This window comes from Levilactobacillus tujiorum (assembly GCF_012641185.1).
In the GTDB taxonomy this organism is placed as follows: domain Bacteria; phylum Bacillota; class Bacilli; order Lactobacillales; family Lactobacillaceae; genus Levilactobacillus; species Levilactobacillus tujiorum.
In genome coordinates this window covers 55,900-82,395 of sequence record NZ_JAAXLK010000013.1, presented here as the reverse complement: position 1 = coordinate 82,395, position 26,496 = coordinate 55,900, and the positions used below count along the sequence as shown (strand labels likewise).

Here is a 26,496-nt window from a genome sequence, read left to right as displayed (position 1 = left end):
GGTCCCACTGAGCATCTTCTAGTTCGTATCGTTTAGGTGTTGTCATCGGAATGCCTCGATTCGTTTTTCCTCAGATTATACCTGAATTTTTAGTTTTCAGACAGTCCCTAGTCTCCCCCATTAGATTATCCGCATATTTTCTCTAGTTGTCATTATACCCTTAATGATCATGAAACGGTAGGTCACGGAGACTTTTGGCAATGTCCGCTACCGATTTCTCAGTAGTCGTGTGCTTGGCCTCCGGTGTCGTTGCCTTAGCCTGTGGAGCCTTGGCGGCAGTCGCCTGGGACGGTTCCCGTTGAACCGCTGTCTGGTGGCGCTCCTGTCCCATTTGATCCATCGTCTCATTTAACAAATGATCGACGAACACATTACCTTGATTAGTCGCGTGGCCCTTCGTCCATTGGTAACGCAAGTGGGCAAATTGCGGCAACAGCTGATCGACAGCTTGCCATAATTCAGCGTTAGCCAGTGGCCCCGCGCTACGTTTCCAACCGCGGCGTTTCCAGCCTGCCAACCAGCCCTTGGTGACTGCGTTGAGGACGTACTGCGAATCCAACACGAATTCAATGCTTACCTGCGTCTGCTCTAGCTCAACCAAGCGCTGTAAGGCATTGCGAAAGGCCATAATCTCCATTCGATTGTTACTGGCACCAAATTCACCAGCCGACCCCGTCACCACCTCGGTGGGCAGCTCGATACGGTAGGCCCAAGCGGCCTTATCACCGGTGCGAACGTGGCCGCCAGCCACGTTCCCCGTGTTCCGGGAGCCACCATCCGTATAGACCGTAATCACTACCGGGTCCGCGTGTGATTCAGTTGTGCCGGCTGTTCTGGCCGTTGGTTGCGTTTGACGTTGTCCCGCCGAACTCGCCTGGCCTTTCATAAAGGCGTCAGCGGCACTCGCCGTCGTAAAGCTCTTGTACTGTGCACCGGAGAAGCCCGTCACCTGTGCCTGAGTTTCCGGCCAAGTTCGATAGATTCCCGGTTTACGGCCGCGTCGAACCGCATAGTATTTCTGTGCCAAATTCATTCCTCGCTTTCGACCTTATCTAAATTAGTTTACCATAGTTTGTCACATTCTAAATAAATCCATCATTACCAAGCTTATGAAGCCGATACCAACCTTACTGGCACCTTGAAAACTTTTTTTAACCCCTGACCCCGTCAAACCTTAAAAATCGATAATTTTAAAGTGTAAATTGTTTTCATAACTTTTAGATTATGCTAACCTAGTAAGTGTGAGTAATGGTCGGAGACTGTCTTTTTTTACTTATTTTCCAAATCTTTAAGGGGGTTTTTGATGAAGAATCCAATCCATGCGTCCATAATTACCGTCGACCAAGCCCGCGCGATGCTTAAAGACCAGCGTGATCAACGTGACGAACGTTTCCCACAGCTGGCCCCCTCCGGCCAATATATCTTACCAGACTATCGGTTAACCCGTAAGCGTGAGGCCTTTAAGATTCGGCGGCATACTTTTTTGAAGAAGCATTTCCGTTCCTACGTGGCCTTTGATTCTGATAACGGTCAAACCTTGTGGATTCATAACTTCTCAAGTTTGTCCGAAGCTTGCTTCTGGTTAAATACTGGCCTGAAGCCCAATGACACTGATTCTGCAGGCTCTTACCAAGGCTGGAAGGAAGCACATGTGACTGAAATCGAAGCATTGAAGGATCAGCTGCGCGCGCAACACCAAGAAAAGAAAAAGCCCGTTGCGGCACCGAAGCCGGTTACCGTAACGACCGTTAAAAAAGTAAAACACGCAAAATCTAAGAAGTAATATCGTTGCATCATGATCTTCCGAACCCCGATACCACGGGGACCGGAAGATTTTTTATTTGGATGGGACTGGTCGCCTTACCGTTCGCCAAATTTGAGCTGGAACGCTGTAGGAAGGCCGGTCCGAGCCACAGAACGGTCTCGAACCTCGCTTTTACTAATATAAAAACATCACAACCCCCGCTTCAACGGCAAGGTTGTGATGCTTATTTTATAGCGTATTTAACGCAGCTAATTTACTGTAAGTTCAAGTGAACCTGCTTAGGATCAGTCTTAACGATGACCTTTCCGTGGTGAATCGAGTACAGCACTTCTGAGCGCTGGTTCAAGGCGTTGTAGAAGTTATCATTGTTCATGATGACCAAGTTGGCTGGCTTGCCTTCTGCGATACCATAGTGATCACTGACGTGCATGGCCTTAGCCCCATTGGTTGTGACAAACTTATACGACCCCATAATATCATCGTAACCCATCATCTGCGTCACGTGGATTCCCATGTGAAGAGCGTCCAGCATATTTCCGTCGCCCATTGGGTACCAAGGATCCTTGATGTCATCTTCACCAAATGCCACGTTAACCCCAGCTGCATTGAGTTCCTTAACCCGCGTCAAGCCACGCCGCTTAGGATACGTATCGAACCGGCCACCCAAGTGCGTATTGATTAGTGGGTTAGAAATCATGTTGATATGTGACATCTGCAACAGACGCATGAGCTTGTAGGCGTAGGCATTGTTGTAAGACCCCATGGCAGTGGTGTGGCTGGCCGTGACTTGATCGCCCAAGCCAGTTTCCAAGGCCAACGTCGCCAAAGTTTCCAATCCCCGTGAAGCCGGATCATCAATTTCATCACAGTGTGCGTCGACTAACTTGCTGTATTTTTGAGCCAAATCAACGGCAAAGTGTAGGGATTCTACACTGTATTCCCGAGTGAATTCAAAGTGAGGAATCGCCCCAATCACGTCGACGCCCAATTTGGCTGCTTGTTCCATCAATTCCTTACCATGTGGAAATGACAGAATCCCTTCTTGCGGGAAAGCCACCAGTTGTAATTCGATAAAGTCTTTGACCTCGTCACGAACCTGAATCAAGGCTTTCAACGCAGTTAAGTTAGGATCAGTAACATCGACATGCGAACGGACAAACTGAACCCCATGACTCGCCTGACGTTCTAGCGCTTGCCGCGAACGGGTCTTAACGTCTTCAATGCTCAGCGTCTTCTTGCGTTCTGACCAGATACGAATACCGTCAAATAGGGTCCCTGACTGGTTCCATTCAGGATCGCCCGCCGTCATGGTACTGTCCAAATGAACGTGTGGATCAACAAATGGCGGTAAAATTAATTTCCCCTGCGCATCGATCACCTGTTCATTATCCTTAGGCGTTAAGTGATCGGCAATTGCCGTAAACTTCCCGTCCTCAATTCGAATATCCTGTGGCTGTTGTGCGTTTTCGATGAGACCTTGTTGAATTAACATGCGCGTTAACCTACCTCCTACACTTTTTCATCAGATTAATAAAAACCAGGAATAGTCAGTCCTAACAAAAGGAGCGTACTGTCGGCAACTAACCCCAGTATCACGGCAATCGCACTCACCGTAACCGGAACTAGGCACCACCACGGCCCCCTTCTGCTCGACCAAACCAACCCTATTAAGCTTATCACAGTTAGCGCGAATCCGAACAATAAAGTGAGCGGTTCGTTGGAAATCCAGCGGTAAACTGTGTCAACAGCGCCAATCAACGCGTACCAACTACTCACAAATCCAACCAAGCTCCACCCCAGCACCCGTAATTGTTCACGTCTCATCCGTTTTCACTTCCTCAATCTTAAATACTGCCATCTCGTTTGCTAACTTTGCTCTAAACTTACGCACTTTCTCCCCCGTTTGCGAGGATTCAGTCACCGTTAACCACCTCACTTAACCTAGCAACCAGCACCAATTGTGTTGGCCTGCCGGGGCCCCTTCGCTTATGAATAAATTTATCGAACGTGGCAGTCGTCATTTTCCAGTGGTCTATGCTATGCTGGAAACTATAATATTGATTTCGGAGGTCGATTGACTATGGTAAATTCATACCCACAAGCCCTGACCATTGCGGGCTCAGACAGCGATGGTAGCGCCGGCATGCAGGCCGACCTGCACACCTTTTTTGCGCGTCACGTTTACGGCGCTTCCGTGATGACGGCCTGTGTCGCCGGCAATTCTTACGGCATTCACGCCAGCGTGCCCATGCCCACGGATTTCATCGACCAGGAGTTTAAGGATCTCGCGGACGATTACCACATTCGGGCCGCGAAGACCGGGATGCTTGCCGATTCCGAATTGATCAACACGGTCGTGAAGAATTACCAAGCCGCCGACTACGGTCCGTTAGTGGTTGATCCCGTGATCATGACGAAGCATGGCAATCAACTCCTCGAAGAAAGCGCGTTTAACACGCTCCGAACTCATTTAATTCCACTGGCAACCGTCCTGACGCCGAACTTTTTTGAAGTCGAGAAAATCGCGGAAATGAACATCACGACGGAAGCCGACATGGAAGCGGCGGCCCACAAACTACAAGATATGGGTGCTAAGAACATTATCGCCAAGGGCAGTCACGCCGATCCCCATCAAGCAGTCGTAAAGGATTTCGTCTTGCTGGCATCCGGCGAACACTTCTGGCTAAGTGAACCTTATCACCAAACTGACCGGGTCAACGGTACCGGCGATTCGCTGTCCGCCTGCATCACCGCCGAATTGGCTAAGGGCACGCCCATGAAGCGCGCGATTGAAATTGCCAAGCAATTCGTTAATGCGGCAATTGGCTCCCCCATTGAAGTTGGCCACAAATTCGGTCCAGTCAATCATTGGGCCGCTATGGAGCGCGATTTTAAGTAATCTAAAAGACCATCCCTTTGGAATTTTTTCCGTTGGGATGGTCTTTTTATTTCAACTTATACTTCTTACCAGTGATCCGGCCGCCAAGTCCGGCCATCTACTTCACCACTGAGCTGATCACTGCGGCGTTCTTGTTCAGCGGTGACTTTCTTTAGCGCCAACCAAAACGCCCGCTCCGTAAACTTTTCTTGTTGGCCCGCCAGTTGATCAATCTGTTGGCGTAGCCATTCTGATTGTTCAGTCATCTTCCTGCTCCTTAATCATCGCCAAGGTATCCGTCAGCTGATCCAGCTGTTCCCTATTTTGATCGAACACACTGGCAATCAGCTTTCCCGTTGCCTGTTGTTCCGCCGGCAAGTGGGCCACCATTCCCGGTAGCTGCTGGGCGAACCAGTCCTGCCGATTAGCCAAGCTGTCCGGCTGGCGTTGTGTCAGATAACGCTGATAGTCGATGACCAATTGTAATTTTTCCGGTTCTTCCAGATATCCAAACTGATAAATGGGAAAAACGGGTAGCCACGTCATCCGTGCCCGGTGAGCGAGCGCTGCTAACGGCGCTAATACCGCGTCCAACGTCAGCCCCTCCGCACCACCACGCTGGAACGCCTGTTGCGGCATCCCCGTGGTGACAACAATGCCCAGTTCCTTACCGGCCAAAGGGTAACGATGGTCGCCGTAGACGAAGGTCCGCGTCAAGACCGTATCTTCCCACGTCTTCAGACCAGCCGGTGCCGCATACCAATAAAGCGGAAATTGAAAAATAATGCGATCGGCCTGGCGCAACTGGGCCTGTTCTTGGTCCACATCTAACGCTTGCTGACCCTCGATATGTTCCCATTTGACCCCAGTACTCGGCAAGCTTTCTTTCAAAAACTGCTGACTAGTCGAATCCGCCAACTGCGGATGGGAAACTAAAACTAACGTGGTCATTTAGCCATCAACTCCCTTACGTTTTATCACTACGCTTACTTTAGCATACTTCACGACGTGTCAGCGACCACCACGCTCAGTAGAAAAATGGCCAAAAGAAAAGGCCCTTAGCGCGGAGCTAACGACCAGTTGACTGAATTAACTTAAGCGGCGATTAGAATCATCGTGAAATTTACTTCCGCGGGTTGCCAGGTGCTTACTGTTCTTCCGGAATTCTTCCCGGTTGTTCAGATACAACTGCCCGATCCCGGCTAAAGTAATAATGAACAAAATAATAACTAGTGCTTGCATAGCAAATCCCCCCGTCAACTTTAGATTACAGTTATATTATCTAAATGTTACAGGAATATTGCAAGCATTCCGTTATAAAAATTAGAAAATCTTGGTATTTTTAGCAAATCATTAGATTGTTCACTAATCAGTCGTACTGCTTGCCGATTGCCGCGACTCCCGTTTAGACTGCGACTCAGGCTGGGAATGATGCTGCTGGCCCTTACGAACCTGATTGGAAACTCGATCCGTGGAACTGCCCGTCTTTTGTCGCGACCAGTTTGCTACCGGAGCGGCCAACAATAATACAATCACCGCGGATAAACAGTACACGAAGTTCTGTCGCTTATTTCCCAAGCCCTGTGTGATCTGAAAGAAATAATAGATAATGCAGATTGTGGCAAAGAGAACCACAATTTCCGCAACAACATGAATGACCACCATCACCATACCACCTAGCTGATCCATCTCCACTCTAGCGAACCGTTCGGCGTCCTGTCAACCAGTTTACCCCGCTAATCGGCAATTGACACGGCGCAATGGCTTCTCTATAATTAAGAAGTTGTTGGTGCTTAGCTAACTTTAGGTCGCAATAGCTCAGCTGGATAGAGCAACGGTCTTCTAAACCGTAGGTCGAGGGTTCGAATCTCTCTTGCGACATCATGATCACTGGATCGGGAAAGTCAGTCGACTTTTCCGATTTTTTGTCTCTTTTCACAACTAACTATGAGCCAAAATAAAAAGCCGGCTTAACTTAGCCGACCACGTCTCTATCTACGCTTCGTATTTGCCGACAACTGGTAATTTGGCCAGAACTTTTCGACCATGCGGTGACTGACCATCAATCACGCTGGTCAGTTCTTGCCCGGCTAAGTTTCCGTGGTGCTTACCACCCGCCCAAGCCTCGACACCCGAAACATCATAAACAACGCCATCAATCGCCACGTAGGCTGGTTGACCCTGCTGCCCGTCAAACTTGGCTAACTCACTCTTGGAAAAAATCTTTTCACTCACAACTATCACCGCCTCATTGATTTAGTCCCATCATAAACTGCGGGGCGCAACAACACAAGTAATTCACCTTTCAGCTGATAACTAAATGCACAGAAAAAAACCACCAACCGAAGTTGATGGTTTTTTACGATTTAGGCTAATGTAAATTAGTCAACTACCGTAACGTTAGCAGCTTGTGGGCCACGGTCGCCTTGTTCTACATCAAGGGATACGTGTTGGCCTTCTTCAAGCGTCTTGAAGCCTTCACTGTTGATAGCAGAGAAGTGAACGAAAACGTCTGAGCCGTTTTCCAAAGTGATGAAGCCGTAACCTTTATCAGCGTTGAACCATTTAACAGTACCTTGTTCCATAAGAATGAAACCTCCATGCGCATAGCGCAATAATATTTGCATTTGAAAGCTGGGGTAAAAAGGAGCCATTCTTATAAGAACGTCGAGCCTTTAAAACTTCCGAACCATAAATACATTAACCATAGGATAACAGGTATTTCCCAGAATAGCAAATGCAAACCTCGATATTTTCAAAGTATTTTTGATAAGGTGCTAATTATTTTCCGATAACCAGTCTTTCGCTGCCGCAACTTCTTGGGGCGTCAACATATGACTGCCCCCGGTCTGAAAAAGTGTGGTGTGGACCCCACTTTTCTCACAATCCGCCGCAACCTGAGCGACCGTATCCACAGTAACTAGCGGATCGCGTTGCCCCGCAGATAACCATGCCAAATAATTCTGCCGTTGCACCCGCTGAGGCGTCGCCAACCACAGTGGGTGGAACAGCAGCGCACGCTGGCCGGGTAAATCCCCCGTCCGAATGCCGTAAGCTGCCATGGCCGCGCCATTAGAATAACCGACCGTTACCAGTTCGTCAATTGCCCAACGATGCTGCTGACAGATGCGGGTAACTTCTGCGCCCAGCCACTGCGCTGCCGCGGCCACTTGTTCGGCGTCTACTGGTCCGGCAGCGGTTTGCCGATAATATTGGCGTTCTGCTCCCGTGCCACAGCGGCCAGCAATCGTAATCAACGGACTCTGGGACGCCAATCGCCGCCCAAAATTCAGCATCTCCGTATTAGTTCCGCCGGTGCCTTGCAGGAGCAATACTGGTGGGGCTGTATTCGCACCGGGCGCCGTTTCGATTAAGTCATCAGCCACGTGTCTTCCTCCTAGCGCCGAACAATCAGCTCGATCTGACCCTTTTTAGGGGCGAAATTAAGGCCATAGCACCGTTCCCCTAAGATCTTACCGTATTCTGATAAAACGTCGTCAGGCAACGGCGTATGCGTCTTTAATTGCTCGATCAATCCGGAAGCTGAACTCACGTCGCGCAACGCCACAAACAACAGTGCATTATCAATTAAGTCCCGCAACAGATCGGTCAACAAGCCATTGGGTTTTCCCTTTTCATCCGTCACTACCACCTGATGACTCTCTACTTCCTGATGATTGACGGAAACTGTCTTTAACACATCAAAAATCGTTTGCATGACTACCCACTCCCTCAAGAATCCGTTTTCAGTTTAACTAGATAATACAGCAAATAACGCTCGACTGAAACTAATTCTTTTCGAACGCCCGTGAATCCCGTTGACTAGCAAACCGCTGCATCATTTTTTCTTGCACTTTGGGCAGCGGTAAATCGGCAATCTCAGCCGCCGACACCCATTTTCCCGGGAAGAAATCCAGCGGTCGCGCAGTTGGTAAGTCCGCCATCAAAAGTGTGACCTGCCACCGTTGATGGGTATAGGTATGACTGACTATCCGCCCGCCAACTGACGTCAGGGTCAGTGGCAATTGAAACTCCGCGACCCACCGCCGTTCAATCTCAGCGATATCTTCTGCGACAGTCGCCGGCGCTGTTGATTCGTCGCTCTGTAACGTCTCTTTTAAAATCAACGGGAAAGTCCAATAGCCCGTTAGCATTTCGTTGGCACCTCGTTGGGCCAACAAATACCCCGCTGGCGAATGAATCACTAAACCATAGTAGGCCATTGGCTTGGGCCGCGGTTTCTTCGTCTTAACGGGAAAGTCCAGCACCCGGCCTGCTCGATAGGACGCGTCGAATGCCTTGACTGGCGAATGTTCTGGATCAGGATTCTTCGCGGTCATGTAACTGGACCCGAGATCCATGATCGCCTGATTAAAGGCGCCTGGCCGCTTAGGATCAACGATTGGTTGAATAATCTGTGTAAATAGTTGGCGCGTCTTGGGCTTGGCGATATCGGCGTCAATCATGAGCAGTCGGGCAAAGACCCGAAAGGCATTTCCATCCACCGCTGGCACCACTTGATCAAAGGCAATGCTGGCAATCGCACTAGCCGTGTACGGTCCGATGCCCACTAGGTCTTCTAGTTCTGCGGCCGTCTGGGGCCACTCACCATGATAATCCGTCATCAGTTGCTGCGCTGCCCGTTGTAAATTGCGTGCCCGTGAGTAATAGCCTAACCCCTGCCACACTTTCAATAGGGTCGGTTCGTCCGCCGCAGCCAGATCGGCTACCGTGGGAAACGTTGCTAAGAACTTTTCATAATAGGGAATGACCGTATTCACTTGCGTTTGTTGGAGCATCACTTCGCTAATCCAAGTATGGTAAGGATTACGGCCATGTCGCCAGGGAAGATCCCGGCCCTTCGCATCATACCAAGCCAACAAAGTTTGTCGAAAGTCGCGGATCGTTGCCGCCGACCATTTTTCCATAGAGTGCCACCGTCCTTATTGCCATTATTCTAGCGAATTCCCTGAACCGCGACAAGTTTACTGCCCAACTAATCCTTGACGAGGCGGCCACTCTCCCCTATTATCAGGGAAGAATCAGTCGACCAACCCCGGTGATGGCGCAATTTCGGCGACAGAACGACTTATCTACGCGCCTGTGCCCAGCCATCCAGGGTGACCCGGCCCATTACAAATGATCACGTCAATTACTCAATATCGGAGGAGACACCTTGAAACGTTGGGGAATACTTATTATCTTGTTGTTTTGCAGTATACTCAGTGGTTGTTCGATCAGCCACGAAACAGATACGCCCAGTGATAGCAAGGGCGTGATGGCTAATCATCAAGTGCTCAACTTAGCCTCGAATCATCCCCTAACCACTTTAGATACGGATAAACTGACTCAATTCGGCCGGCTCAACAACACCATTGAGGGCCTCTACCAAGCCAACAGCAACAATCGCACTACCCTGGCATTAGCCAAAAAGGTCAAGATCAGTGCTGATAAAACCACTTACACCTTTACTTTGTGGAAGGATTCTTACTGGAGTAATGGTGACCTCATCACCGCGCCTGATTTTGTCTTCGCTTGGCGCCGCGCTCTGGCACCGAAGACCAAGGCACCTGAGGCCGATCTCTTCGATGGGATTAAGAATGCTCGTGAGATTCTCGACGGCCAATTGCCCGCCCAAGCGTTAGGTGTTTCCGCACCCAGCAAGTTCAAGTTGGTCGTGCAACTCGATCACCCGATGGCAGAACTGCCGCAAAAATTAGCTTATCCGTTATTTGGTCCGCAAAATCAACGAATCGCTGAAAAATACGGTAAACGTTATGCGACTAAGCCCCGCTACCAGGTCTACGCCGGTCCCTTTATGGTGACCACCAAAGGCAGCACCGCTAATCACTGGCACATGGTGCCTAACCCCCATTACTGGGACCGCCAACACGTTTATCTTAGTCGCATTAACGTTAAAACCTACCACACCGCGGATGCCGCTTGGAAGGCTTACGATAACGGCAAGTTGGATGAAATGCGTTTGCTGGGGAAAGCCGACCTGAAATACTACGAAAAACAGGCGGACTACACGGCACGGCCTTATTCTAAGATGCTGTTACTCAATTATCGGCAACACGGTCGCAACGCCCAGGTTAACCACGTCTTGCAGCAGAAACGTGCGCGCCTAGCCATTTCCCACGCCATCGACCGTAAGGCGTTGGTTAAGCAGGTCTATGGCAACACGTCGCTAACGGCTCAGGGCGTGGTTCCGGCGGGATTAAGCCGTGGCCTCAAAGGCACCGCTGACTTTGCCGCAGCGCAACCCGAGCAAAGGGCGCTGGCTTATCAGCCGCAGGTGGCTAAACGAGAATGGCGTCTGGCCCTTAAACGTGCCCATACGGACCGCCTCACCCTGTCACTCAGCTATTTGGATGGCACCAACAGCGCTGCCGCTGCCAAGGCACTCCGGCATCAGCTGGAAAAGCATCTCCCGGGGCTCACCCTTAGCCTAAAGGAACGCGAGCAAACGATTAATACCTTAGCAGCGCCGGTGAATTCAGACCTCACATTGACGACACAACGGGCCCAATATGCCGATCCACTGGCTATTCTGTCCCTATTTACCAGCAATAACTCTGCCAACATCGGCCACTGGTCGAACAAGACTTACGACCGCCTCATTGATCAAGCCAGTAATGCCCCCAGCTTCAATTCTAAGCGGTGGCACACACTACTTGCCGCTGATGGGGTGCTGATGAAGGAACAGGGCGTCACGCCACTTATACAGCCCGCCAGCACCTATCTGGTTAATCCTAAACTCAACGGGGTCATTTACAATACGATCGGAACGCAGTCCAACTTCAAAAGTGCTTACTTTGTGAAATAGTTGAACGACAATAAAAACCGCAACGATAGGGCTAACGTCAGCTAAACTGATGTCAACCGCTTCGTTGCGGTTTTTTATGTGCTGCTCGCGCTCCGGCTACTAATTACCAGTAATAGTTCACGCCATTAAATTGGTGTGAATTGGTCGCACTCCGGCTGTCAGAGATTCCGCCTGCTGTGGGGATCGCCTGCGGCCTGAGAAACGGTCCTCCGGCTCAGCTGGCTCCATCTCTGCCCTCCTACGGCTTTGGTAGTGTTTTACCATACCAATGGTTGAGAAGTGCGGAGCCCCATTCAACTACTAGCGATTATAACGGTCATTATCTCAGCCAGCCAAGAACACCACATTATCCGTGAGGCCGGTAGATATGGGTTCAGGCGCACCGCTCCAGCCCATATCTGCCGACCGGCAAGGCGGAAAGGGCCACCAAGTTGCCCAGTTTTAGATTCACTATTGTTACTAGAGTTGCGCTTGGGCCATCTGTAAGACATCGTCATCGACGAACTCACTGGTCAACCGTGCCATAGGCGTGTACCCATGCCGTTCCTTGTAAGGCACCGGGTAAGCCGCCACAACCGCCACCTTTAAGTTATTTTCCGTTAAAAAGATTTGGCCAACGCCGCGGTACTTGCCCTTACTGTGTCGACCCGTACGCCACGAATGGAGCTTAAAGGCGCCGTCCGGTTCGCGTTTGATTTCATACTTACCAGATGCGTTGGCGGCCACTGGGACGCCCACGTACTGGTTTACTTCATACTTCGCCTTCATACTATGCCTTCTTTGTTAAAATTTCGGTTAATGGTGCGACCGCCGCAGCGCCCAAGATAGCAAGTACCTCTGGCTGCTGGAGGACCGCCTGAATGGCCGCGACCGTCGTTGGCTGTCCGGTCAACTGTTCGGCAATATCGTGGAGAGCATCTGGCGTCCCCACCGTGCCAAATAAGGCAACCGCCCGCAGCTGATCCTGCCGTTTGGTAAAGTTGACGTGAAGTTGTCCCGTGGGCAGCGTTAAGCGTTGATAGTCTCGGAATCCTGGATTAGCGCCGAAGTTCCACGCATCCGTGTTATATTTCTCGGCTAAGCGCTGATCAATCACTGCCCAGTCGTGCTCAGTCAGATGGTAGGTCTCCACCTCATCTAACCGGTCCACCTCGAAAATATGGCAGAGTAAGGCCGTCTTAAACGCCTGGATATCTAAGTTTTGATACTCCGGCGCCAGATACTGGCGAAGATTCGTAATGGGTACCCGGTTAGAGGCCACGCCCCGATGAGACCGTTTAGGCGCCGGGATCAACGCTTGCCGAGCGGCATCAACATTTAAATCATACATGATGGTTCCACCGGCGGCATACCCCTCACCATTTTTAAACATGGTCATGCCGGAAAATTTCCGATCATTAACCACTAGATTACTTTTCTGACTGATAGCTAAATTAGCTACGCCCATGGCTGCCAACGCCTTAAGTACTGGTGCCGCAAAGACCGTATAATCACCAAATTTCGAGCCGTCCTGCGGATCACCATTAACGATGTGCTCGAAGATCAGATTCCGTTCGTCATGGTAGACGGCACCCCCACCAGAGGTTCGCCGAACGAGCTGAACATCATGCTTGGCAAGATAGTGAAAATCCACCTCCGCCGTCACATTCTGATTGATGCCTACGATCACCGCTGGGCGATTAACATACATCATCAGGCCGTGCCCGGGAAGCTGTAGATCGTTGACCAAATAATTATCGATTGACTGATTGACAATGGCATCGGTCACAACCTGACCCTGCCGATTCGTATCAATAAGAAACATGGTGTCGCCCTCCTTGAGACCAACAAATTTGATTTCAGTGTAGCATACCGTTAGGACCGCCACAACTTCAGTGCCGCTAGTTGTCAGCGGTTACAATCTAAGGGTATACTAAGAGACGTATGACCAATAAGGGAGGAATCATCAATGTCTGAAGAATCTAAGCCATCATTTTGGAAAATATTCAAGAGTTTCTTTCGGCGTAAGCCCGTTGAGCCCAAAGTCACGACGCTCAACGGCGTGTGGTGGGAACAGCGCCACAGTATTTACCGGCTCGGCCTCACCAGCGACGCCATTCAACAACTAGGCGAAATAAGTTTTGCCGATCTTATCGTAGCGCCCGACGATGTACTCGACCAAGATGAAGATATTCTCGAAGTTGAAAGCGACAAGGCGGTTCAAAATTTCAAGACCCCCTTTGCCGGTACCGTCGTTGATGTCAATCGTTTTCTGGTCGAAAATCCAGAAGAAATCAACTCCAATCGTCAATTAGAAAACTGGATCCTAGATATTCGCATTGACTTCGACGATTAAAGCAGCTGCTCGTGGGCAATGGCTTTATCAATTTAATTGAACTAACTAGCAAGATACACCACTGCCGGCCAACGGATTATAGTCAAACAATCTTTTCATTCTGTTAGACAAAATATTTACCATTTAGTAGTCAAAGGACTACCATAAGAAATGAAGCCGGTGGTACCCATGCCAATTACAGATCCACTGACCCCAATATTTTTTTGGAGGTAATGGTTATGGCTGTTGTAGAAAAGACTGCTTTATTGGATGAAAAGATGAACGAAGTATTCGATTGGTCCGACGCAACGTTACCAGTTCGTGACGCTCTGTGGGATCACTTCATGGAATCCAATGGTCACAACACCGATGAAACTGAAGCTTCAATGAAGGAAATCGATGCTAAGTCCGACGACGAAGTTCGCTCTTATGTAGAAGATAACCTCAAGAAGTAACCGGCTGTCTCAACCAAAAAATAGCCCTGCCATTCGGCGGGGTTATTTTTGTTTACGTTTTTTTAATTGTCCGCCACTTAAGCACTGAAAAGACGAAACCAGTCACCTACGGCTGTCAGAGATTCCGCCTGCTGTGGGGAACGCCTGCGGCCTGAGGAGCGGTCCTCCGGCTCGGTTCGAAGCCCGGCAGTTCACCGGTCTCCCAACACGTCCCACGGTGTAAGCCGAAAATCGGCTAACACCGTCGACACAGCTGGCTCCACCTCTGACCTCCTCCGGTTAAGTCAGTCTTTGAGTGGTAAATCAACCTAAATAGTTGAAGCATCCACCCCTAATCGACAGCAATTGACACCACCTGTGTAGCCGAGAGTGAGTCAAATTTGGACTCAGCCATGGGATTTACCAAGTGATCTGCTTGGTAAATGGCGACTTGAAGACGCGTTCTTCGGCTTCAAGCGAGGGGCAAGACCGCTCTTTGGCTTGCCCCGTCCTACCCACAGCGTCCCAGTCCAAATTTGGCGAACGGTAAGGCGTCGGCATCATCCAGGTTGTTTCCTCCTCGCTCCTCAACATACGAGATCATCGGCTATAGAGCAAAGACACCTGTCCAACCTTTGGATGGTTAACCGCCAATGGAACGTAGCAGCTAAGCCAATTGAGGGCTGACGCTGTAAAACGACAGGTACCGGTGCCCCGTCTCCGGATCAATCACCATGCGGGTCACGCTGGTATTAGTGGGCTCGGGAAGTGCCGTCGTTGCTGGTGCACCTAGCATCAGTAGCGCGGTCGCTTTGATCGTTAGGCCGTGACTGACCACTAAGATATGGTCGTTGGGGTGATCCACCACCTGCTCGGCCAACCACTGGCCAACTCGTCGTTGAATCGCTAAATACGTTTCGCCGCCAACTGTGGCTAAAACGTCTGGTAGCGCCTCACCCGTCAACGGGTCAAAATCCTCGGGCCGCTCCTCAGCAATCGTTGGCAAACTTTTGCCCGTCCATTCACCGTAATCGGCTTCCATCAGTCGATCATCAAATGACGGCGTTAGGCTCAACATGGTTGTGAGCGCCGCTGTCGTCTGCCGCGTGCGATGCAACGGGCTACTGATTAATTGATCGTAGCGTTGGTTCTGTAGCCACTGGGCAAGGTGTTCGGCCTGTTGCAGCCCTAACACCGTCAAATGAGTGGTCGTGGTATCCAACTGGCCTTGCATCAATTGATCGACATTAGCTTGCGTTTGACCGTGACGAACCCAATCGAAAGTTGTCATTTTTCAGTCACTTCCTCATTCACCATTAAAACCCTTTTTCGACCTTTCGTCGACCCCGTTGCAGTAAATAAATCGCTAAGATAACTAAAACGGAACCGATCACTTCGGCAGTCGAAATTGCCAAACTCAAGAAAACAATTGAGAGGACAAACGTTACCACTGGCTGAACAGCGTCCACGATACTGATCACATCGGAAGGCGCGAAATGCGAGCTATACAGCAATAACGAGAAGGGTAAAATCGTCCCAAACAGAATCACCGTCGCCATCGAGGCCAGCAGCGTCCCTGTCAGTGGTGGCGTGTTCACCCAGACTGGCTGATGAATGTTGAAGACGATCCCGGCAATGAAGGTTCCCCAACCTAATACCGTGATTGGCGCATGGCCCCCATCGCGGACTAAATTCCGTGGTAACACCACGTAACAAGCGGCCGTAATTCCTGAACCAATCCCCCAAAGAATGGAGCTCAATGGCAAGGCTAATTGGGAAAAATCACCACGCGTAATTGCTAGGAAGACCCCAACCATCGCCACGATAAAGGCAATGATATCACTACGGAGAGGGCGCTCGTGCTTAAAGAGCAGACTGCCCAAGACAATAAACAAGGGACTTAAGTATTGCAAAATCGTCGCACCAGCTGCATTCCCCGTCTGTACCGCGATGTAGAAAGTCAGCAGGTTTGCTCCCAGACCGATCAACGCATACGCGACCAACCACCCAATTTCACGCCAACTGCGGAAAACTGTGAAGGTCTGCTTACCATACAAGATTAAACTGATGGCCAGCAGGACGACCCCGGCTCCCATCGTGCGGGCTGATAAGAACCAGCCAACTGGAATGGATTGCCCCTGTGAAATAAACTGTAAAACTGTGCCAGACACCCCAAACATTGCTGAAGCAATGGTGGCCCAGAAAATGCCCTTAATGACGTTTCCCGTCGATACCTCTGATTTTTCCAAACCTGTGAATCCTTTCTCTCTCACACTCACGGCGTGCATTATAATTCTCCAATTTTACCTGATGTTCATTAGAACTTGATGATAAATCGGCAAAAATTCTAGCGCCAGTCAATTTTTTTAGTGGACCCGCGGACTAACGCAAAGTGGGAACAACTCGTTATGAGCTGCTCCCACTTGACTGGCATGGCCTAAGCCGTGTGGTCCACGTGCCGGGCCAGTAAATCGCCAATTAATTGAATTGCAAAGACAATGACCAGAATAATCAACATTGCCATCACGGTCACATCCGTTTCGAAACGACTGTATCCCACGTTGATGGCCAAATTACCTAATCCACCACCCCCAATGGCACCAGCCATCGCGGTCAGGTCAATCAGACTGATTAACGTTAGAACGGAAGACCGAATAATATCGGCCAAGCCTTCCTTCAGGTAAACCCGGAAGATAATGGCAATTGGGCCAGAACCCACGGATTCAGCGGCCTCAATCACACCCCGGTCGACCTCGGCTAAAGCATTTTGAATCTGCCGTGCGTAGAACGGAGCGGAACCAATTACCAACGGCACAATCGCCGCGGTTGTCCCAATTGCCGTCCCCACGATAATCCGGGTCAGCGGTGCAATCACCGCTAGTAAAATAACGAACGGAATTGACCGGCACAGGTTCACGATCTTATCTAAGATGTTGTAAATCACGCGGTTTTCCAAAATTCCACCGGGCTGCGTCACGATTAAACCAATCCCGATCGCCATCCCAATAATCCCAGCAACGATTGCGGTGATGGCCGTCATGTACAGCGTTTCACCCGTCGCCTGAAGGAAATCACCCTTCATTGTTACCGCATTGGGAAAATATTTCGCTAATAAACTCATCTAGGCCACCTCCGAATCATTAGGATTTAAATGGGTAATTTGAATACCGGCGTCTTGACAGTACTGCCAAGCAGCAACCAACTTGTCTGGATCACCAGACATAACGACAATCAAATTGCCTAACGGTGTATCTTGTAAGATCTCCACGTTGCCGTACAAAATGTTGGAAACCACGTTATAGCGTTTATACAACTCCGTAATCAGCGGGGCATCCGTGCTGGCGCCCACATATTGGAGTTGCACCAGCTGTTGGCTTTCGCTCAAGTTCAGCGAAGCAGCCTGCCGGAAAATCTTTTCCAGCGCTTGATTAATCTGCGTCGCCGTGTTGATGAAGTCTTGCGTAAGTGGCTTCTGTGGTCGACTAAAGATTGACACTAAATCGCCCCGTTCAATAATTTCGCCGTCTTCCATGACGGCAACCTTATTGCAGATCTCCTTCACGGCTTCCATTTCATGCGTAATCAGAACCACTGTAAGGCCGAGTTCCTTATTAAGCCGCTTCAACAACGCCAAAATAGAGGAAGTCGTCTTAGGATCCAACGCACTGGTCGCTTCATCACTGATCAAGATCTCCGGATCATTAGCTAGCGCCCGCGCAATGGCGACCCGTTGCTTCTGTCCACCGGATAATTGGGCCGGGTAATCCGTCGCTTTTTCACTCAGGCCAACGAGGTCCAACAGGTGTGCAACCTTTTTCTTACGGTCCTCATGTGATAGCCGTCCCTTAAGGGGGTAGCCCACGTTGTCTGCAATCGTCCGAGAGGCCATTAAGTTAAAGTGTTGAAAAATCATACCAATCTTAGTCCGTGCCGTCCGCAATTCGCGAGACGACAAGTTCAAGATATTCTGGCCGTTAACTTCAACGGAACCAGCAGTTGGCCGCTGGAGCCGGTTAATCACCCGCACCAACGTACTTTTCCCGGCACCAGAATACCCAACAACACCGTAGATGTCGCCACGGTTAACCGTCAAAGAAACCTTTTTGACAGCTTCAACGGTCTGCCCCTTATTATGGAAGGTGACGTCGATATCTTTTAACTGAATAATCGCTTCATTAGTCAAATCTTCGTTCTCCTTACTCGCCTTATGCTGGCAATTTTTCTCTCTACTTATCTTAATACCTTCGTTGTCCGTTGCAAGCTAAATTTGGACTTACTCCCCTAACAACGATCAGGCACCGTACTGTGAGAATAACATCATCAACACAGCGCAGTGCCTGGAAGTCTTCAATTCAGGGCAGCTAGTTAAGTGACAACGCGTTTTTAAAACTTAACCACTAGCCTGCTGTTTACCAAGCAGGAACAGATAACCCGTGGAAGTACTTCTTGATTAACTTCTTCGTTGCTTCAGATTGGTAAGCCTTCACAATCTTCTTGTAAGTCTTGTTATTCTTATCAGACTTGTTGGCAGCAATAATGTTGACGTAAGGGATGGAAGCCTTGTTTAGCTTTTCCTTGTAGATGGTTTCGCTGTTCGGCAACTTAGCTTCAGCAGCAAATTCGTTGTTGATCACGGCTCCCGTGGCATCCGTCAATGAACGTGGCGTCTGGGCAGCATCAACGGCCGTAATCTTCAGGTTCAACTTGTTTTGTGTAATGTTCTTAGGCGTTGGCAATTCAACCTTGGAATCCACCTTAATCAACCCAGCCGACTGGAGTAAATGTAAAGCCCGGCCTTCGTTGGTGGAATCATTAGGGATCGTGATTTGATCACCCTTCTTGATATCCGCTACGCTCTTCACCTTCTTGGAGTATAACCGTAGTGGTGCGCGCACCGTCTTACCAATGGAGACAATGTTACTCTTGTGAGCCTTATTCCATTGATCCATGAAGTAGGTGTGTTGGAACGAGTTAATGTCAATTTCGTGATTAGTCAACGCAGCGTTAGGCTGGTTGTAATCGGTAAAGGTCACCAACTTGATGTTGACCCCTTCCTTTTTCAGCTTCTTTTGAATCGGTTTCCAGATTTTTTCGTCGGAACCCATGATCCCAACCTTAACTGTCTTATCGCTGGAGCTGCTGGACTTGCCGCAACCAGCCACGATTAGTAACGGGATCAATAACACTAAGAGCCAACTGAAACGTTTAAATGATTTCTTCATATCCAAAATCCCCTTTATCTCAATTCATAATATAATTGCTTAATTGTTGCGAGCGAAAACGGTGACCAAAAGAAAAGAGTCCGTTTCTAAATTAATAGAAACGAACTCTGTCGTGGTACCATTCTAATTCAAGTCAGATGCAGACTGACCCCTCATTAACACTCGCCAGCTTACGCCTTAAAGTGCGTGCACGATAATGAGTGCCAAGCATCACCGCCTCATCACTAGAACTTAGCGGTACCAATTCATTTCAGGCCATCTTCACCCCGCCGTGGGTTACCCGCTCTCAGCAAAACGCGGGCTCTCTTGAAACCATTGACGGTGGTTACTCTCCTGATCACATTGTTTTCAATCGCTTAATTTAATTGCAAGTCTAATGCAACTTTAATCCGGTGTCAAGGAAAACCTTCAATAAATATTTTTATAACGAACGCCGTCATACCAGCTTTTGGCCGCCACCACTGAATTCAAATCGGTTTCACCACAACAAAATTTCTCACGCAAATTTCACTTAATCGTCTAAAATCTGTTCACGTAGAATCCCCGCGGCCAACAAAAACATGTGGGTGACGACCGGACCGACAAAACTAAATCCGCGCCGCTTTAAATCCTTGGCGACAGCACTCCCCAGACTGGACTGGTTCGTCAATTCCGATCGCGTAACGGCAGGCAATAAGAACGGGGTCCCATCTACCAACGCCCACAGGTAGGCACTAAAGCTGCCAAACTCTTGTTGGACCTTGAGGATTGCCCGGGCATTCTTGATCACCGCCCGAATCTTACGCTGATTACCAATCATTTCTGGATCAGCCGCGATCTCAGGAATCGCCACCTCATCAATCAACGCCGCAACTTGTGGAATTGCCATCCCCGTGAAGACTCGCCGGTACACGGGAAGCTTGCTAGCCGCTGCCTGCCAGCTCAGGCCCACCTGGAAAACCCCTACTGTGAGTAGTTCAAACAACACGTGGTCATCGTGCGTGGGCGTCCCGAAATAGTCGTGATATTCTTTAACCCCATCGGTCTGCCAACACTGGCCGTCATTTGGTCCAATCGTCATGCTTTCCCCTCCGTTCCGGTCCCATGATACCAAACATTGGTGGCAAGATCTAAACCAATGGTGGCCGCTACTTCAGGTAGGCGTACTTGTAACTCCACTGCGTACCAGCGGTGTTATGGATGACGCCCTTAACATCTGAACGTTGCAGGTAGGCATAGTTGGCTTGGTAAAGGGGCGTGAAGCTCTGCTCTTTATTGATCAGCTTAGCCGCCTGTACCATATCTTGCCAGCGGGCTTCATCATTGCCGGCATCTGCCCCCTGGGCCCGATTGATCAGCGCGTCATACTGCCGATTAGACCATTTGCCATAGTTCAACGCATTGGTGCTTACCGGAATCTGGAGGAAGGAGATCGGATCATTGAAGTCCGCTCCCCAATGCGACAGGTAGAGGTCGAAGTCACCACTGGTTGACCGGGACTGGGCTACCGAAGCCGGGACGTTTTCAATCTTCAAATTAAAGCCGCTCAGATTCTGCTCTAACGCACTCTTCAAATATTGAGTGACCGTGCTGGCTGCAACGTCATCATTACCCGCCATAATGTTTAAGCTAACTTTTTTAAGGCCGAGTTGCTTCAACCCCGCTGCCCACTTTTGCTTGGCTAACGTTGGGTTGTAGGTCGTCGTATTCTTAACAACCTGTTGCTTGGCAAAGTCTTCACCGGACTTAGGATCACGGGCCAAGCCGCTAGCCACAAAGCCAGTTGGCGTAACCGAGCCATCCCCCAAGACTTTCTTCGTCAATTGACGCCGATTAATCGACAATGCGATGGCTTGGCGAATATTGCGATTGCTCATGATCCGCCGCTTCTCTTGATTCTCATCCTTAAAGTTGTACTTCAGATGAATCACAATCGAGTACGGATATTCCTTAAACTCACGGTTATTCTTATAATTTTTGACCTGTTCCGTGGACAATTGCGCAAAATCTAACTTGTGATTCTGGTACAAGCTTAAGCCCGTTTGCGGATTGGTCACGACTTGATAATTAATCTTTTGTAGCTTCACAACCTTTTTGTCCCAGTAATGCGGGTTCTTAACGAAGGACCAGGTATTGCCAGTCCCACTCCAATTTGTTATCTTAAACGGCCCGCTGTACACCATGTATTCCGACTTGGTCGCGTATTTCTTACCGTATTGCTTGACGACCTTTTCGTTTTGCGGGGCAAACAGTGGATAGGCCATTAAAATTTTAAAGTAGGCCATCGGCTTCTCTAGTTGAATCACCACCGTTTGCCGGTTTTTGGCGTGAATCCCAATGGTATCCGGACTAGCCTTACCCGCAATAATCTTGTCACCGTTCTTAATTCCGGAGAACATGGTCGTGTAGGACGCTTTGGTGGCGGGAGTTAGCGTCCGCCGCCAAGAATAAACGAAGTCCTGGGCGGTAATTCGATCGCCATTACTCCATCTAGCATTGTCTCGGATGTGAAAGGTCCACGTCTTCTTATCCTTCGACATTTTGGCAGAATCGGCCAAACCTGGCGCTACTTGGCCATTCTTGCCGAGTCGATAGAAACTCTCGAATACATTTCCCGTTTGACCGTACCCGGTAGCCTTCGCCAAATCAATCGTATCCAATTGTGCTGGTGCCGGTAATTTTAACACTTGAGAAGGCTTAGTCGTCGAGGAAGATTGACCGCAGGCAGCTAAACCCAATCCCATCGCAATGACTGCCGCAACTAAGCCGATACTGGTCCATTTTTTCATAAAATCTTTAGCTCCCTTTTCCTCAAATTTAGTGGTGTGCAATCCCCAAATTCGTCGTTAAGTACAGAAAAAGCGGGTCTCCCCTCACGCTGATCGTGATGGGAAACCCGCTTACACTGACAGCAGTCGCTACCGCTGTCGTCGCTATGTAAGTCTACTGGTTAGCCGGAAAATCACGATTAGACGCAACGCAAATAAGCACGTTACATTGGCAACATGCGGCTAACATCATTTGGTTTTGGCTAGCGTTTAGCATCATCGTGATTTTCCCTCCTTACTTTTTGTAATCGAATTGGATTGCACAAGTTTAAAGATAACCTCTTTCAAGGTGTTTGTCAAAAGAAAAAATCGGTTACTAACATCTCACGGAGGAAACCTGTATACTGGAGACAGTTGAATTGATAGAAAGGATTTGAACGTATGGACATCGAACGAACGCTTGCTGCATTGACGTTACCGGAGAAAGCCGCTATGGTCTCCGGCAAGAACTTTTGGTACACGGCCGCTGTTGACCGTTTGAACATTCCGGCACTAATGATGACGGATGGCCCCTCTGGACTGCGTAAACAGGATCCGAGTGCTTCCGCTGGTGACATCACCAACTCAGTGAAGGCCATCACCTATCCTGCCGCGGCTCTGAGTGCTAGCTCTTGGAATCAAGACCTCATGAAACAATTGGGAGAGCACCTGGGCGAAGAGGCTCGCGCGGAACAAGTGAGTTTATTGCTAGGTCCCGGGGTTAACCTGAAACGTTCACCGCTTGGCGGTCGCAATTTCGAATACTTATCAGAAGATCCCCTGGTTGCGGGTAAACTCGGTAGCGCCTACGTTGAAGGTGTTCAGTCACAACACGTTGGGGTTTCCGTCAAACACTTCGTGGCAAATAACCGCGAAAACCAGCGCTTTACGGCTTCCAGTGATATGTCGGCTCGAACCCTGCGTGAGCTTTACCTTCGGACTTTCGAAATCATCGTCAAAGCGGCCTACCCCGCAACGATTATGACTTCCTATAACCGGACCAACGGTGTCCTTAATTCCCAAAATCGGCATTTACTGCGCGACATTTTACGTGATGAATGGGGCTTCCACGGCGCTATCATGTCGGACTGGGGTGCGGTCGCAGATCATGCTGCGGCACTGACTGCCAGTCTTGACTTGGAAATGCCGGGTAAGGGCCAAGCTTCGGTCGATGAAATTATTCGTGCCGTCGAAACCGGCGAATTAGATATCGGGACCCTCAACAAGGCCGTCCGGCACCTCCTCCACGTGGTCGACAAGTGGAAGCCAGCGCCAACTGCGGGGACTTACGATCACCAAGCGCATCATGACTTTGCGCGTAAGCTCGCCGATGACAGTATTATCCTACTGAAAAATCATCAACAAGAATTGCCACTAACCCCCGGCAAGGCCGGCAAGATTGTGGTGATCGGTGAACTGGCCGAACACCCGCGTTATCAGGGCTCTGGTAGCTCACACGTTAACCCTACTAAAGTAGTCACACCGCTGGAAGCCTTGAAATCCACCGGCTTACAAGCTGATTACTATCCTGGTTATCGACTCGATGAAAGTGAAACGGACGATCGCTTAGCCGATGAGGCACTCACCGCTGCTAAGGACGCCGATCACGTCATTATTTTCGCCGGTTACCCTGCCGCAGCCGAATCTGAAGGCTTCGACAAGACCTCAATCATGCTGCCAGAAAACCAAACAGACTTAATCGGTAGTCTGGCTAAATTAAATGATCACACCACCGTCGTCTTACAAAATGGGTCCGCCGTTGAAATGCCGTGGATTCATACCGTTGCGGCCGTGGTTGAAACTTATTTAGCCGGAGAAGCGGTCGGTGAAGCTACTTGGGATATCCTGACTGGTGCCGTCAATCCTTCTGGTCACTTGACGGAAACGTTCCCGGTTCGCCTGACGGATACACCAATGGCACCAACCTTCGCTCAAGATCCTCGTCACGAGCTCTATTCTGAAGGTATCTTCATGGGTTACCGTTATTACGATACTCATGAAATGCACGTGCTCTATCCGTTTGGACACGGTCTCAGCTACACTGAATTCGAATTTACTAATCTCAGCGTCAAACAGAGTGAACATGGCGCAACCGTTACCTTCGATGTCACTAACACTGGTGATCGTGCCGGTCAGGCGGTGCCTCAGCTGTACGTTGCCAACCATACCTCGCACGCACCAATGCCAACCAAGGAACTACGGGGCTTCGCCAAAGTTGCGGTGGCTCCTGGTGAAACGCAGGCTGTCACCTTAAAGCTGACGCGCCAAGACTTCAGCTGGTGGCGTCAAGGCAAACACCGTTGGCAAGCAGATTCCGGGGATTATGAATTAATGGTCGGTCAATCTTCTCGTGATATTCGCCTGCAGGCCAAGCTGACCATGGACTTCAAGAACTCGCCCGCACCAATTACGGATGAAACTTACTTGACCATCATTGCACAGAACACGCGCCTGCTAGATCTCTTCAAGCAAACGGTTATCCAGCCAACTAGTCAAGGTGAGAACGGCTTGCTCAGTGCGACTGACGAGAACGGTGCTCCAACGGTCTTATCTGATCAAATGTTTCTGAACATGCCACTCCGGGCGCTCATTGCTCAGGGGGTACCAGCTACCTTAATTGAAAACTTTATTCAGGCTGCCAATTCGAAATAACGGTAGTCAAAAGACGCAACTAATGTGATGAACATTAGTTACGTCTTTTTATTTTGCGCTGATTAATTGTCGCTTAATGGCAGCACCATATCTAAATGTGGAATCCCGGTGTCTAGGTACACGGCACTTGTCGGCTGAAAGCCAAAAGACGCGTAAAAAGATTGCAAGTAAGCTTGCGCCTGAATGACAATTACGGTCGCTGCTGGATAGGTGCGCTTAGCCGCTGCCAAGGCGGCCTCAACCAGTTGCCGTCCCGCACCGTTACCCCGATGATCTGGCGCAACCAGGACTCGCCCAATCCGCACCTGCTGGCCCTCATCCATGAGCCGTGCATAGGCGGTCACGCGACCACTAGCATCTTGAGCAAATAAATGCTGGGCGTGCAGATCTAGGTCATCGACCTCTTGGTAGGCACAGGTTTGTTCCACGACAAATACAGCTACCCGTACCCGATAAATTTCAAACAGTTCCACCGGTGTCAGCTGTTCAAAACTTTTCTGTTGAAATTCCGGCATTCCGTCACCTGCTTAGTTCAAATTCTTAATGTGGTTTTGATGCGTTAGTGGATATTCCACTGGTGTATCCCACTCTTCCAACATTTTATCAGTCATGACGACGCGTTGTAATTCTAAATTATCGTATGGTTCCATGTAGTACGCACGTTCATTTAGGCCCATGTACCCGCGATACTGCGTGTAGTCGCTACTCCCATCTGCTTTGAGCTTGACCCCCTTAGGAATTGTGACCCCGTCTAGCAAGTGTTGAAGCAGATTCATCGTCTCTGGCGTATTTGTGGCCGGTTGACTGTAATGCTTATTGAAGACGGTTCGAATAAACCGTGATGGTGATGTGTAATCGCCAGGCATCCCGAAAGCTCCCGTCCCTGGCCCCACCGTTTTCAGGTTAAAGCCCTGATAATCATGCAGTGGTCGAGTGTCGGCCACGAGCGTGCCATACGTGCTCAAATTCTGTAGATGCCAGCTCAATTGTGGCGAATTAGCCATCACCCCAACTGGATCCTCGATTAAATGAAGATCATGATCGGTAGCTTCCAAAACCGCTGTATCACCGGTAGCATCGCTAAAGATAAAGTGCAGGGGAACCGTGATACCTAGCAGCGCTACTGGTTTATCGACAATTTGAACTTGCGTGATCAACTCGCGTAAATCGGCGACGCTCTTCGCATTCCCCAACACCCAAGCCGTCAAGTCGTGGGGCGCAATCCCCAGCTTATCAGCCGGAACCGTCTGCGCGTATTTCGCATAATCTGAGAAATACAAAGCAGCCGCACCAAGGCCATACTCATTAACACCATCAACAAACATATAGTGGCTCAGATTACGACCGGCACCCACGAATCCGTACTTTGTCGTAAACTCGCCCGCATCCCCTTGAATCTTCTGCTGCCGGGGCATAAAAATTGGCTGACCACCCAATTCAAACCCAAAATCCATGGTTCGCGCCAAGAAGTGATCTCCCTGGCTATTTTCGTAGGTCAAGCTCGTACACATTAAAATCATCCCGTTTCCCATTTAGTTAGTCACTATTTTAACCCTAAATAAGATACTGTGCACGGATAATCGTTGATTATATGTTTGATTTTTACGTTTCCTTCC

At 49.6% G+C, this 26,496-nt stretch carries 29 protein-coding genes and 1 tRNA gene; 7 read left to right on the top strand and 23 right to left on the bottom strand.

The window, feature by feature from the left end:
* Positions 1 to 160: 160 nt before the first annotated feature.
* Positions 161 to 1,027, bottom strand: coding sequence for a ribonuclease H family protein (locus HF569_RS07830; RefSeq protein WP_168901991.1), 867 nt, complete (start codon positions 1,025 to 1,027; stop codon positions 161 to 163).
* A 276-nt stretch (positions 1,028 to 1,303) separates the two neighbouring features.
* Between HF569_RS07830 and HF569_RS07825 the strand changes: the two genes are divergently transcribed.
* Positions 1,304 to 1,783 carry a hypothetical protein gene (locus HF569_RS07825; protein WP_168901990.1) on the top strand — a complete coding sequence of 160 codons (480 nt, stop codon included), beginning with the start codon at positions 1,304 to 1,306 and terminating at the stop codon, positions 1,781 to 1,783.
* Between the two features lie 235 nt (positions 1,784 to 2,018).
* Here the strand turns inward: HF569_RS07825 and codA are convergent, their stop codons facing one another.
* Positions 2,019 to 3,257, bottom strand: a complete 1,239-nt coding sequence (gene codA, locus HF569_RS07820; RefSeq protein ID WP_168901989.1) for a cytosine deaminase — start codon at positions 3,255 to 3,257, stop codon at positions 2,019 to 2,021.
* Between the two features lie 588 nt (positions 3,258 to 3,845).
* Here codA and thiD point away from each other — a divergent pair.
* Entirely contained in the window at positions 3,846 to 4,664 is an 819-nt protein-coding gene (gene thiD / locus HF569_RS07815; protein ID WP_168901988.1) for a bifunctional hydroxymethylpyrimidine kinase/phosphomethylpyrimidine kinase, read from the top strand.
* A 65-nt stretch (positions 4,665 to 4,729) separates the two neighbouring features.
* Here the strand turns inward: thiD and HF569_RS07810 are convergent, their stop codons facing one another.
* The 4 genes from HF569_RS07810 to HF569_RS07795 form a co-directional block, all read right to left on the bottom strand.
* The gene (locus HF569_RS07810; protein WP_168849395.1) at positions 4,730 to 4,909 is read right to left on the bottom strand and encodes a hypothetical protein; all 180 of its coding nucleotides are present in this window, start codon (positions 4,907 to 4,909) and stop codon (positions 4,730 to 4,732) included.
* Complete coding sequence (locus HF569_RS07805) at positions 4,902 to 5,594, bottom strand: NAD(P)H-dependent oxidoreductase (RefSeq protein ID WP_168901987.1); 693 nt, start codon at positions 5,592 to 5,594, stop codon at positions 4,902 to 4,904. Before HF569_RS07805 ends, HF569_RS07810 begins: the two co-directional genes overlap by 8 nt.
* Positions 5,595 to 5,732: 138 nt before the next feature.
* Entirely contained in the window at positions 5,733 to 5,885 is a 153-nt protein-coding gene (locus HF569_RS07800) for a hypothetical protein (RefSeq protein ID WP_168849397.1), read from the bottom strand.
* Positions 5,886 to 6,008: 123 nt separating this feature from the next.
* The gene (locus HF569_RS07795; protein ID WP_168901986.1) at positions 6,009 to 6,308 is read right to left on the bottom strand and encodes a hypothetical protein; all 300 of its coding nucleotides are present in this window, start codon (positions 6,306 to 6,308) and stop codon (positions 6,009 to 6,011) included.
* A 142-nt stretch (positions 6,309 to 6,450) separates the two neighbouring features.
* On the opposite strand from HF569_RS07795, the gene HF569_RS07790 reads away from it, so the two are divergent.
* A tRNA-Arg gene (locus HF569_RS07790) sits at positions 6,451 to 6,524 on the top strand.
* Positions 6,525 to 6,638: 114 nt separating this feature from the next.
* On the opposite strand, the gene HF569_RS07785 is transcribed toward HF569_RS07790, so the two are convergent.
* The 5 genes from HF569_RS07785 to HF569_RS07765 form a co-directional block, all read right to left on the bottom strand.
* Positions 6,639 to 6,878, bottom strand: a complete 240-nt coding sequence (locus HF569_RS07785) for a cytochrome b5 domain-containing protein (RefSeq protein ID WP_168901985.1) — start codon at positions 6,876 to 6,878, stop codon at positions 6,639 to 6,641.
* A gap of 146 nt (positions 6,879 to 7,024) precedes the next feature.
* The gene (locus HF569_RS07780; protein WP_024746588.1) at positions 7,025 to 7,228 is read right to left on the bottom strand and encodes a cold-shock protein; all 204 of its coding nucleotides are present in this window, start codon (positions 7,226 to 7,228) and stop codon (positions 7,025 to 7,027) included.
* Between the two features lie 192 nt (positions 7,229 to 7,420).
* The gene (locus tag HF569_RS07775) at positions 7,421 to 8,029 is read right to left on the bottom strand and encodes an alpha/beta hydrolase (RefSeq protein WP_168901984.1); all 609 of its coding nucleotides are present in this window, start codon (positions 8,027 to 8,029) and stop codon (positions 7,421 to 7,423) included.
* A gap of 11 nt (positions 8,030 to 8,040) precedes the next feature.
* The gene (locus HF569_RS07770; RefSeq protein WP_168849401.1) at positions 8,041 to 8,361 is read right to left on the bottom strand and encodes a hypothetical protein; all 321 of its coding nucleotides are present in this window, start codon (positions 8,359 to 8,361) and stop codon (positions 8,041 to 8,043) included.
* 70 nt (positions 8,362 to 8,431) lie between these two features.
* The gene (locus tag HF569_RS07765) at positions 8,432 to 9,571 is read right to left on the bottom strand and encodes an A/G-specific adenine glycosylase (RefSeq protein ID WP_168901983.1); all 1,140 of its coding nucleotides are present in this window, start codon (positions 9,569 to 9,571) and stop codon (positions 8,432 to 8,434) included.
* A gap of 350 nt (positions 9,572 to 9,921) precedes the next feature.
* Here HF569_RS07765 and HF569_RS07760 point away from each other — a divergent pair, with 350 nt between their 5' ends.
* Positions 9,922 to 11,472 carry a peptide ABC transporter substrate-binding protein gene (locus HF569_RS07760; RefSeq protein ID WP_168901982.1) on the top strand — a complete coding sequence of 517 codons (1,551 nt, stop codon included), beginning with the start codon at positions 9,922 to 9,924 and terminating at the stop codon, positions 11,470 to 11,472.
* A gap of 459 nt (positions 11,473 to 11,931) precedes the next feature.
* Here the strand turns inward: HF569_RS07760 and HF569_RS07755 are convergent, their stop codons facing one another.
* Together HF569_RS07755 and HF569_RS07750 are read right to left on the bottom strand one after the other, a co-directional pair.
* A complete protein-coding gene (locus tag HF569_RS07755; protein ID WP_168901981.1) occupies positions 11,932 to 12,240 on the bottom strand; it encodes a DUF7671 family protein in 309 nt (102 codons plus the stop codon).
* A gap of 1 nt (position 12,241) precedes the next feature.
* A complete protein-coding gene (locus tag HF569_RS07750; RefSeq protein ID WP_168901980.1) occupies positions 12,242 to 13,276 on the bottom strand; it encodes a lipoate--protein ligase in 1,035 nt (344 codons plus the stop codon).
* Between the two features lie 144 nt (positions 13,277 to 13,420).
* Here HF569_RS07750 and HF569_RS07745 point away from each other — a divergent pair, with 144 nt between their 5' ends.
* Together HF569_RS07745 and HF569_RS07740 are read left to right on the top strand one after the other, a co-directional pair.
* Positions 13,421 to 13,807 (top strand): glycine cleavage system protein H, encoded by a 387-nt coding sequence (locus HF569_RS07745; RefSeq protein WP_168849406.1) that lies wholly within the window; start codon positions 13,421 to 13,423, stop codon positions 13,805 to 13,807.
* 218 nt (positions 13,808 to 14,025) lie between these two features.
* Positions 14,026 to 14,241 carry a P8 family protein gene (locus HF569_RS07740; protein WP_057735131.1) on the top strand — a complete coding sequence of 72 codons (216 nt, stop codon included), beginning with the start codon at positions 14,026 to 14,028 and terminating at the stop codon, positions 14,239 to 14,241.
* A gap of 399 nt (positions 14,242 to 14,640) precedes the next feature.
* Here the strand turns inward: HF569_RS07740 and HF569_RS07735 are convergent, their stop codons facing one another.
* The 8 genes from HF569_RS07735 to HF569_RS07700 all read right to left on the bottom strand — a co-directional run bounded on the left by HF569_RS07735 (position 14,641) and on the right by HF569_RS07700 (position 22,210).
* Positions 14,641 to 14,784, bottom strand: coding sequence for a hypothetical protein (locus HF569_RS07735; protein WP_168901979.1), 144 nt, complete (start codon positions 14,782 to 14,784; stop codon positions 14,641 to 14,643).
* Positions 14,785 to 14,887: 103 nt separating this feature from the next.
* Entirely contained in the window at positions 14,888 to 15,511 is a 624-nt protein-coding gene (locus tag HF569_RS07730) for a histidine phosphatase family protein (protein WP_168901978.1), read from the bottom strand.
* Between the two features lie 25 nt (positions 15,512 to 15,536).
* The gene (locus tag HF569_RS07725) at positions 15,537 to 16,508 is read right to left on the bottom strand and encodes a DMT family transporter (RefSeq protein ID WP_168901977.1); all 972 of its coding nucleotides are present in this window, start codon (positions 16,506 to 16,508) and stop codon (positions 15,537 to 15,539) included.
* A 149-nt stretch (positions 16,509 to 16,657) separates the two neighbouring features.
* Positions 16,658 to 17,341, bottom strand: coding sequence for a methionine ABC transporter permease (locus HF569_RS07720; protein ID WP_168849410.1), 684 nt, complete (start codon positions 17,339 to 17,341; stop codon positions 16,658 to 16,660).
* Positions 17,342 to 18,403, bottom strand: coding sequence for a methionine ABC transporter ATP-binding protein (locus HF569_RS07715; protein ID WP_168901976.1), 1,062 nt, complete (start codon positions 18,401 to 18,403; stop codon positions 17,342 to 17,344). It abuts the gene before it with no gap.
* Between the two features lie 226 nt (positions 18,404 to 18,629).
* Positions 18,630 to 19,442: a MetQ/NlpA family ABC transporter substrate-binding protein gene (locus HF569_RS07710; RefSeq protein WP_168901975.1), complete on the bottom strand. Its 813-nt coding sequence runs from the start codon at positions 19,440 to 19,442 to the stop codon at positions 18,630 to 18,632.
* Between the two features lie 511 nt (positions 19,443 to 19,953).
* A complete protein-coding gene (locus HF569_RS07705; RefSeq protein WP_168901974.1) occupies positions 19,954 to 20,502 on the bottom strand; it encodes a DNA-3-methyladenine glycosylase I in 549 nt (182 codons plus the stop codon).
* Between the two features lie 67 nt (positions 20,503 to 20,569).
* Positions 20,570 to 22,210 carry a peptide ABC transporter substrate-binding protein gene (locus tag HF569_RS07700; RefSeq protein WP_168901973.1) on the bottom strand — a complete coding sequence of 547 codons (1,641 nt, stop codon included), beginning with the start codon at positions 22,208 to 22,210 and terminating at the stop codon, positions 20,570 to 20,572.
* 420 nt (positions 22,211 to 22,630) lie between these two features.
* Between HF569_RS07700 and HF569_RS07695 the strand changes: the two genes are divergently transcribed.
* Positions 22,631 to 24,880 carry a glycoside hydrolase family 3 C-terminal domain-containing protein gene (locus HF569_RS07695; RefSeq protein ID WP_168901972.1) on the top strand — a complete coding sequence of 750 codons (2,250 nt, stop codon included), beginning with the start codon at positions 22,631 to 22,633 and terminating at the stop codon, positions 24,878 to 24,880.
* Between the two features lie 62 nt (positions 24,881 to 24,942).
* Here the strand turns inward: HF569_RS07695 and HF569_RS07690 are convergent, their stop codons facing one another.
* Complete coding sequence (locus HF569_RS07690; RefSeq protein ID WP_168901971.1) at positions 24,943 to 25,395, bottom strand: GNAT family N-acetyltransferase; 453 nt, start codon at positions 25,393 to 25,395, stop codon at positions 24,943 to 24,945.
* 12 nt (positions 25,396 to 25,407) lie between these two features.
* Positions 25,408 to 26,391 (bottom strand): choloylglycine hydrolase family protein, encoded by a 984-nt coding sequence (locus tag HF569_RS07685; protein WP_168901970.1) that lies wholly within the window; start codon positions 26,389 to 26,391, stop codon positions 25,408 to 25,410.
* Positions 26,392 to 26,496 lie beyond the last annotated feature (105 nt).

What these genes read in the sequence shown, in the direction of transcription:
- HF569_RS07825 (WP_168901990.1), top strand. Translation starts at nt 1,304, where the DNA reads ATGAAGAATCCAATCCATGCGTCCATAATTACCGTCGACCAAGCCCGC.
- codA (WP_168901989.1), bottom strand. Translation starts at nt 3,257, where the DNA reads ATGTTAATTCAACAAGGTCTCATCGAAAACGCACAACAGCCACAGGAT.
- thiD (WP_168901988.1), top strand. Translation starts at nt 3,846, where the DNA reads ATGGTAAATTCATACCCACAAGCCCTGACCATTGCGGGCTCAGACAGC.
- HF569_RS07810 (WP_168849395.1), bottom strand. Translation starts at nt 4,909, where the DNA reads ATGACTGAACAATCAGAATGGCTACGCCAACAGATTGATCAACTGGCG.
- HF569_RS07805 (WP_168901987.1), bottom strand. Translation starts at nt 5,594, where the DNA reads ATGACCACGTTAGTTTTAGTTTCCCATCCGCAGTTGGCGGATTCGACT.
- HF569_RS07800 (WP_168849397.1), bottom strand. Translation starts at nt 5,885, where the DNA reads ATGCAAGCACTAGTTATTATTTTGTTCATTATTACTTTAGCCGGGATC.
- HF569_RS07795 (WP_168901986.1), bottom strand. Translation starts at nt 6,308, where the DNA reads ATGGTGGTCATTCATGTTGTTGCGGAAATTGTGGTTCTCTTTGCCACA.
- HF569_RS07780 (WP_024746588.1), bottom strand. Translation starts at nt 7,228, where the DNA reads ATGGAACAAGGTACTGTTAAATGGTTCAACGCTGATAAAGGTTACGGC.
- HF569_RS07770 (WP_168849401.1), bottom strand. Translation starts at nt 8,361, where the DNA reads ATGCAAACGATTTTTGATGTGTTAAAGACAGTTTCCGTCAATCATCAG.
- HF569_RS07765 (WP_168901983.1), bottom strand. Translation starts at nt 9,571, where the DNA reads ATGGAAAAATGGTCGGCGGCAACGATCCGCGACTTTCGACAAACTTTG.
- HF569_RS07760 (WP_168901982.1), top strand. Translation starts at nt 9,922, where the DNA reads ATGGCTAATCATCAAGTGCTCAACTTAGCCTCGAATCATCCCCTAACC.
- HF569_RS07755 (WP_168901981.1), bottom strand. Translation starts at nt 12,240, where the DNA reads ATGAAGGCGAAGTATGAAGTAAACCAGTACGTGGGCGTCCCAGTGGCC.
- HF569_RS07750 (WP_168901980.1), bottom strand. Translation starts at nt 13,276, where the DNA reads ATGTTTCTTATTGATACGAATCGGCAGGGTCAGGTTGTGACCGATGCC.
- HF569_RS07745 (WP_168849406.1), top strand. Translation starts at nt 13,421, where the DNA reads ATGTCTGAAGAATCTAAGCCATCATTTTGGAAAATATTCAAGAGTTTC.
- HF569_RS07740 (WP_057735131.1), top strand. Translation starts at nt 14,026, where the DNA reads ATGGCTGTTGTAGAAAAGACTGCTTTATTGGATGAAAAGATGAACGAA.
- HF569_RS07735 (WP_168901979.1), bottom strand. Translation starts at nt 14,784, where the DNA reads ATGATGCCGACGCCTTACCGTTCGCCAAATTTGGACTGGGACGCTGTG.
- HF569_RS07730 (WP_168901978.1), bottom strand. Translation starts at nt 15,511, where the DNA reads ATGACAACTTTCGATTGGGTTCGTCACGGTCAAACGCAAGCTAATGTC.
- HF569_RS07725 (WP_168901977.1), bottom strand. Translation starts at nt 16,508, where the DNA reads ATGCACGCCGTGAGTGTGAGAGAGAAAGGATTCACAGGTTTGGAAAAA.
- HF569_RS07720 (WP_168849410.1), bottom strand. Translation starts at nt 17,341, where the DNA reads ATGAGTTTATTAGCGAAATATTTTCCCAATGCGGTAACAATGAAGGGT.
- HF569_RS07710 (WP_168901975.1), bottom strand. Translation starts at nt 19,442, where the DNA reads ATGAAGAAATCATTTAAACGTTTCAGTTGGCTCTTAGTGTTATTGATC.
- HF569_RS07705 (WP_168901974.1), bottom strand. Translation starts at nt 20,502, where the DNA reads ATGACGATTGGACCAAATGACGGCCAGTGTTGGCAGACCGATGGGGTT.
- HF569_RS07700 (WP_168901973.1), bottom strand. Translation starts at nt 22,210, where the DNA reads ATGAAAAAATGGACCAGTATCGGCTTAGTTGCGGCAGTCATTGCGATG.
- HF569_RS07695 (WP_168901972.1), top strand. Translation starts at nt 22,631, where the DNA reads ATGGACATCGAACGAACGCTTGCTGCATTGACGTTACCGGAGAAAGCC.
- HF569_RS07690 (WP_168901971.1), bottom strand. Translation starts at nt 25,395, where the DNA reads ATGCCGGAATTTCAACAGAAAAGTTTTGAACAGCTGACACCGGTGGAA.
- HF569_RS07685 (WP_168901970.1), bottom strand. Translation starts at nt 26,391, where the DNA reads ATGTGTACGAGCTTGACCTACGAAAATAGCCAGGGAGATCACTTCTTG.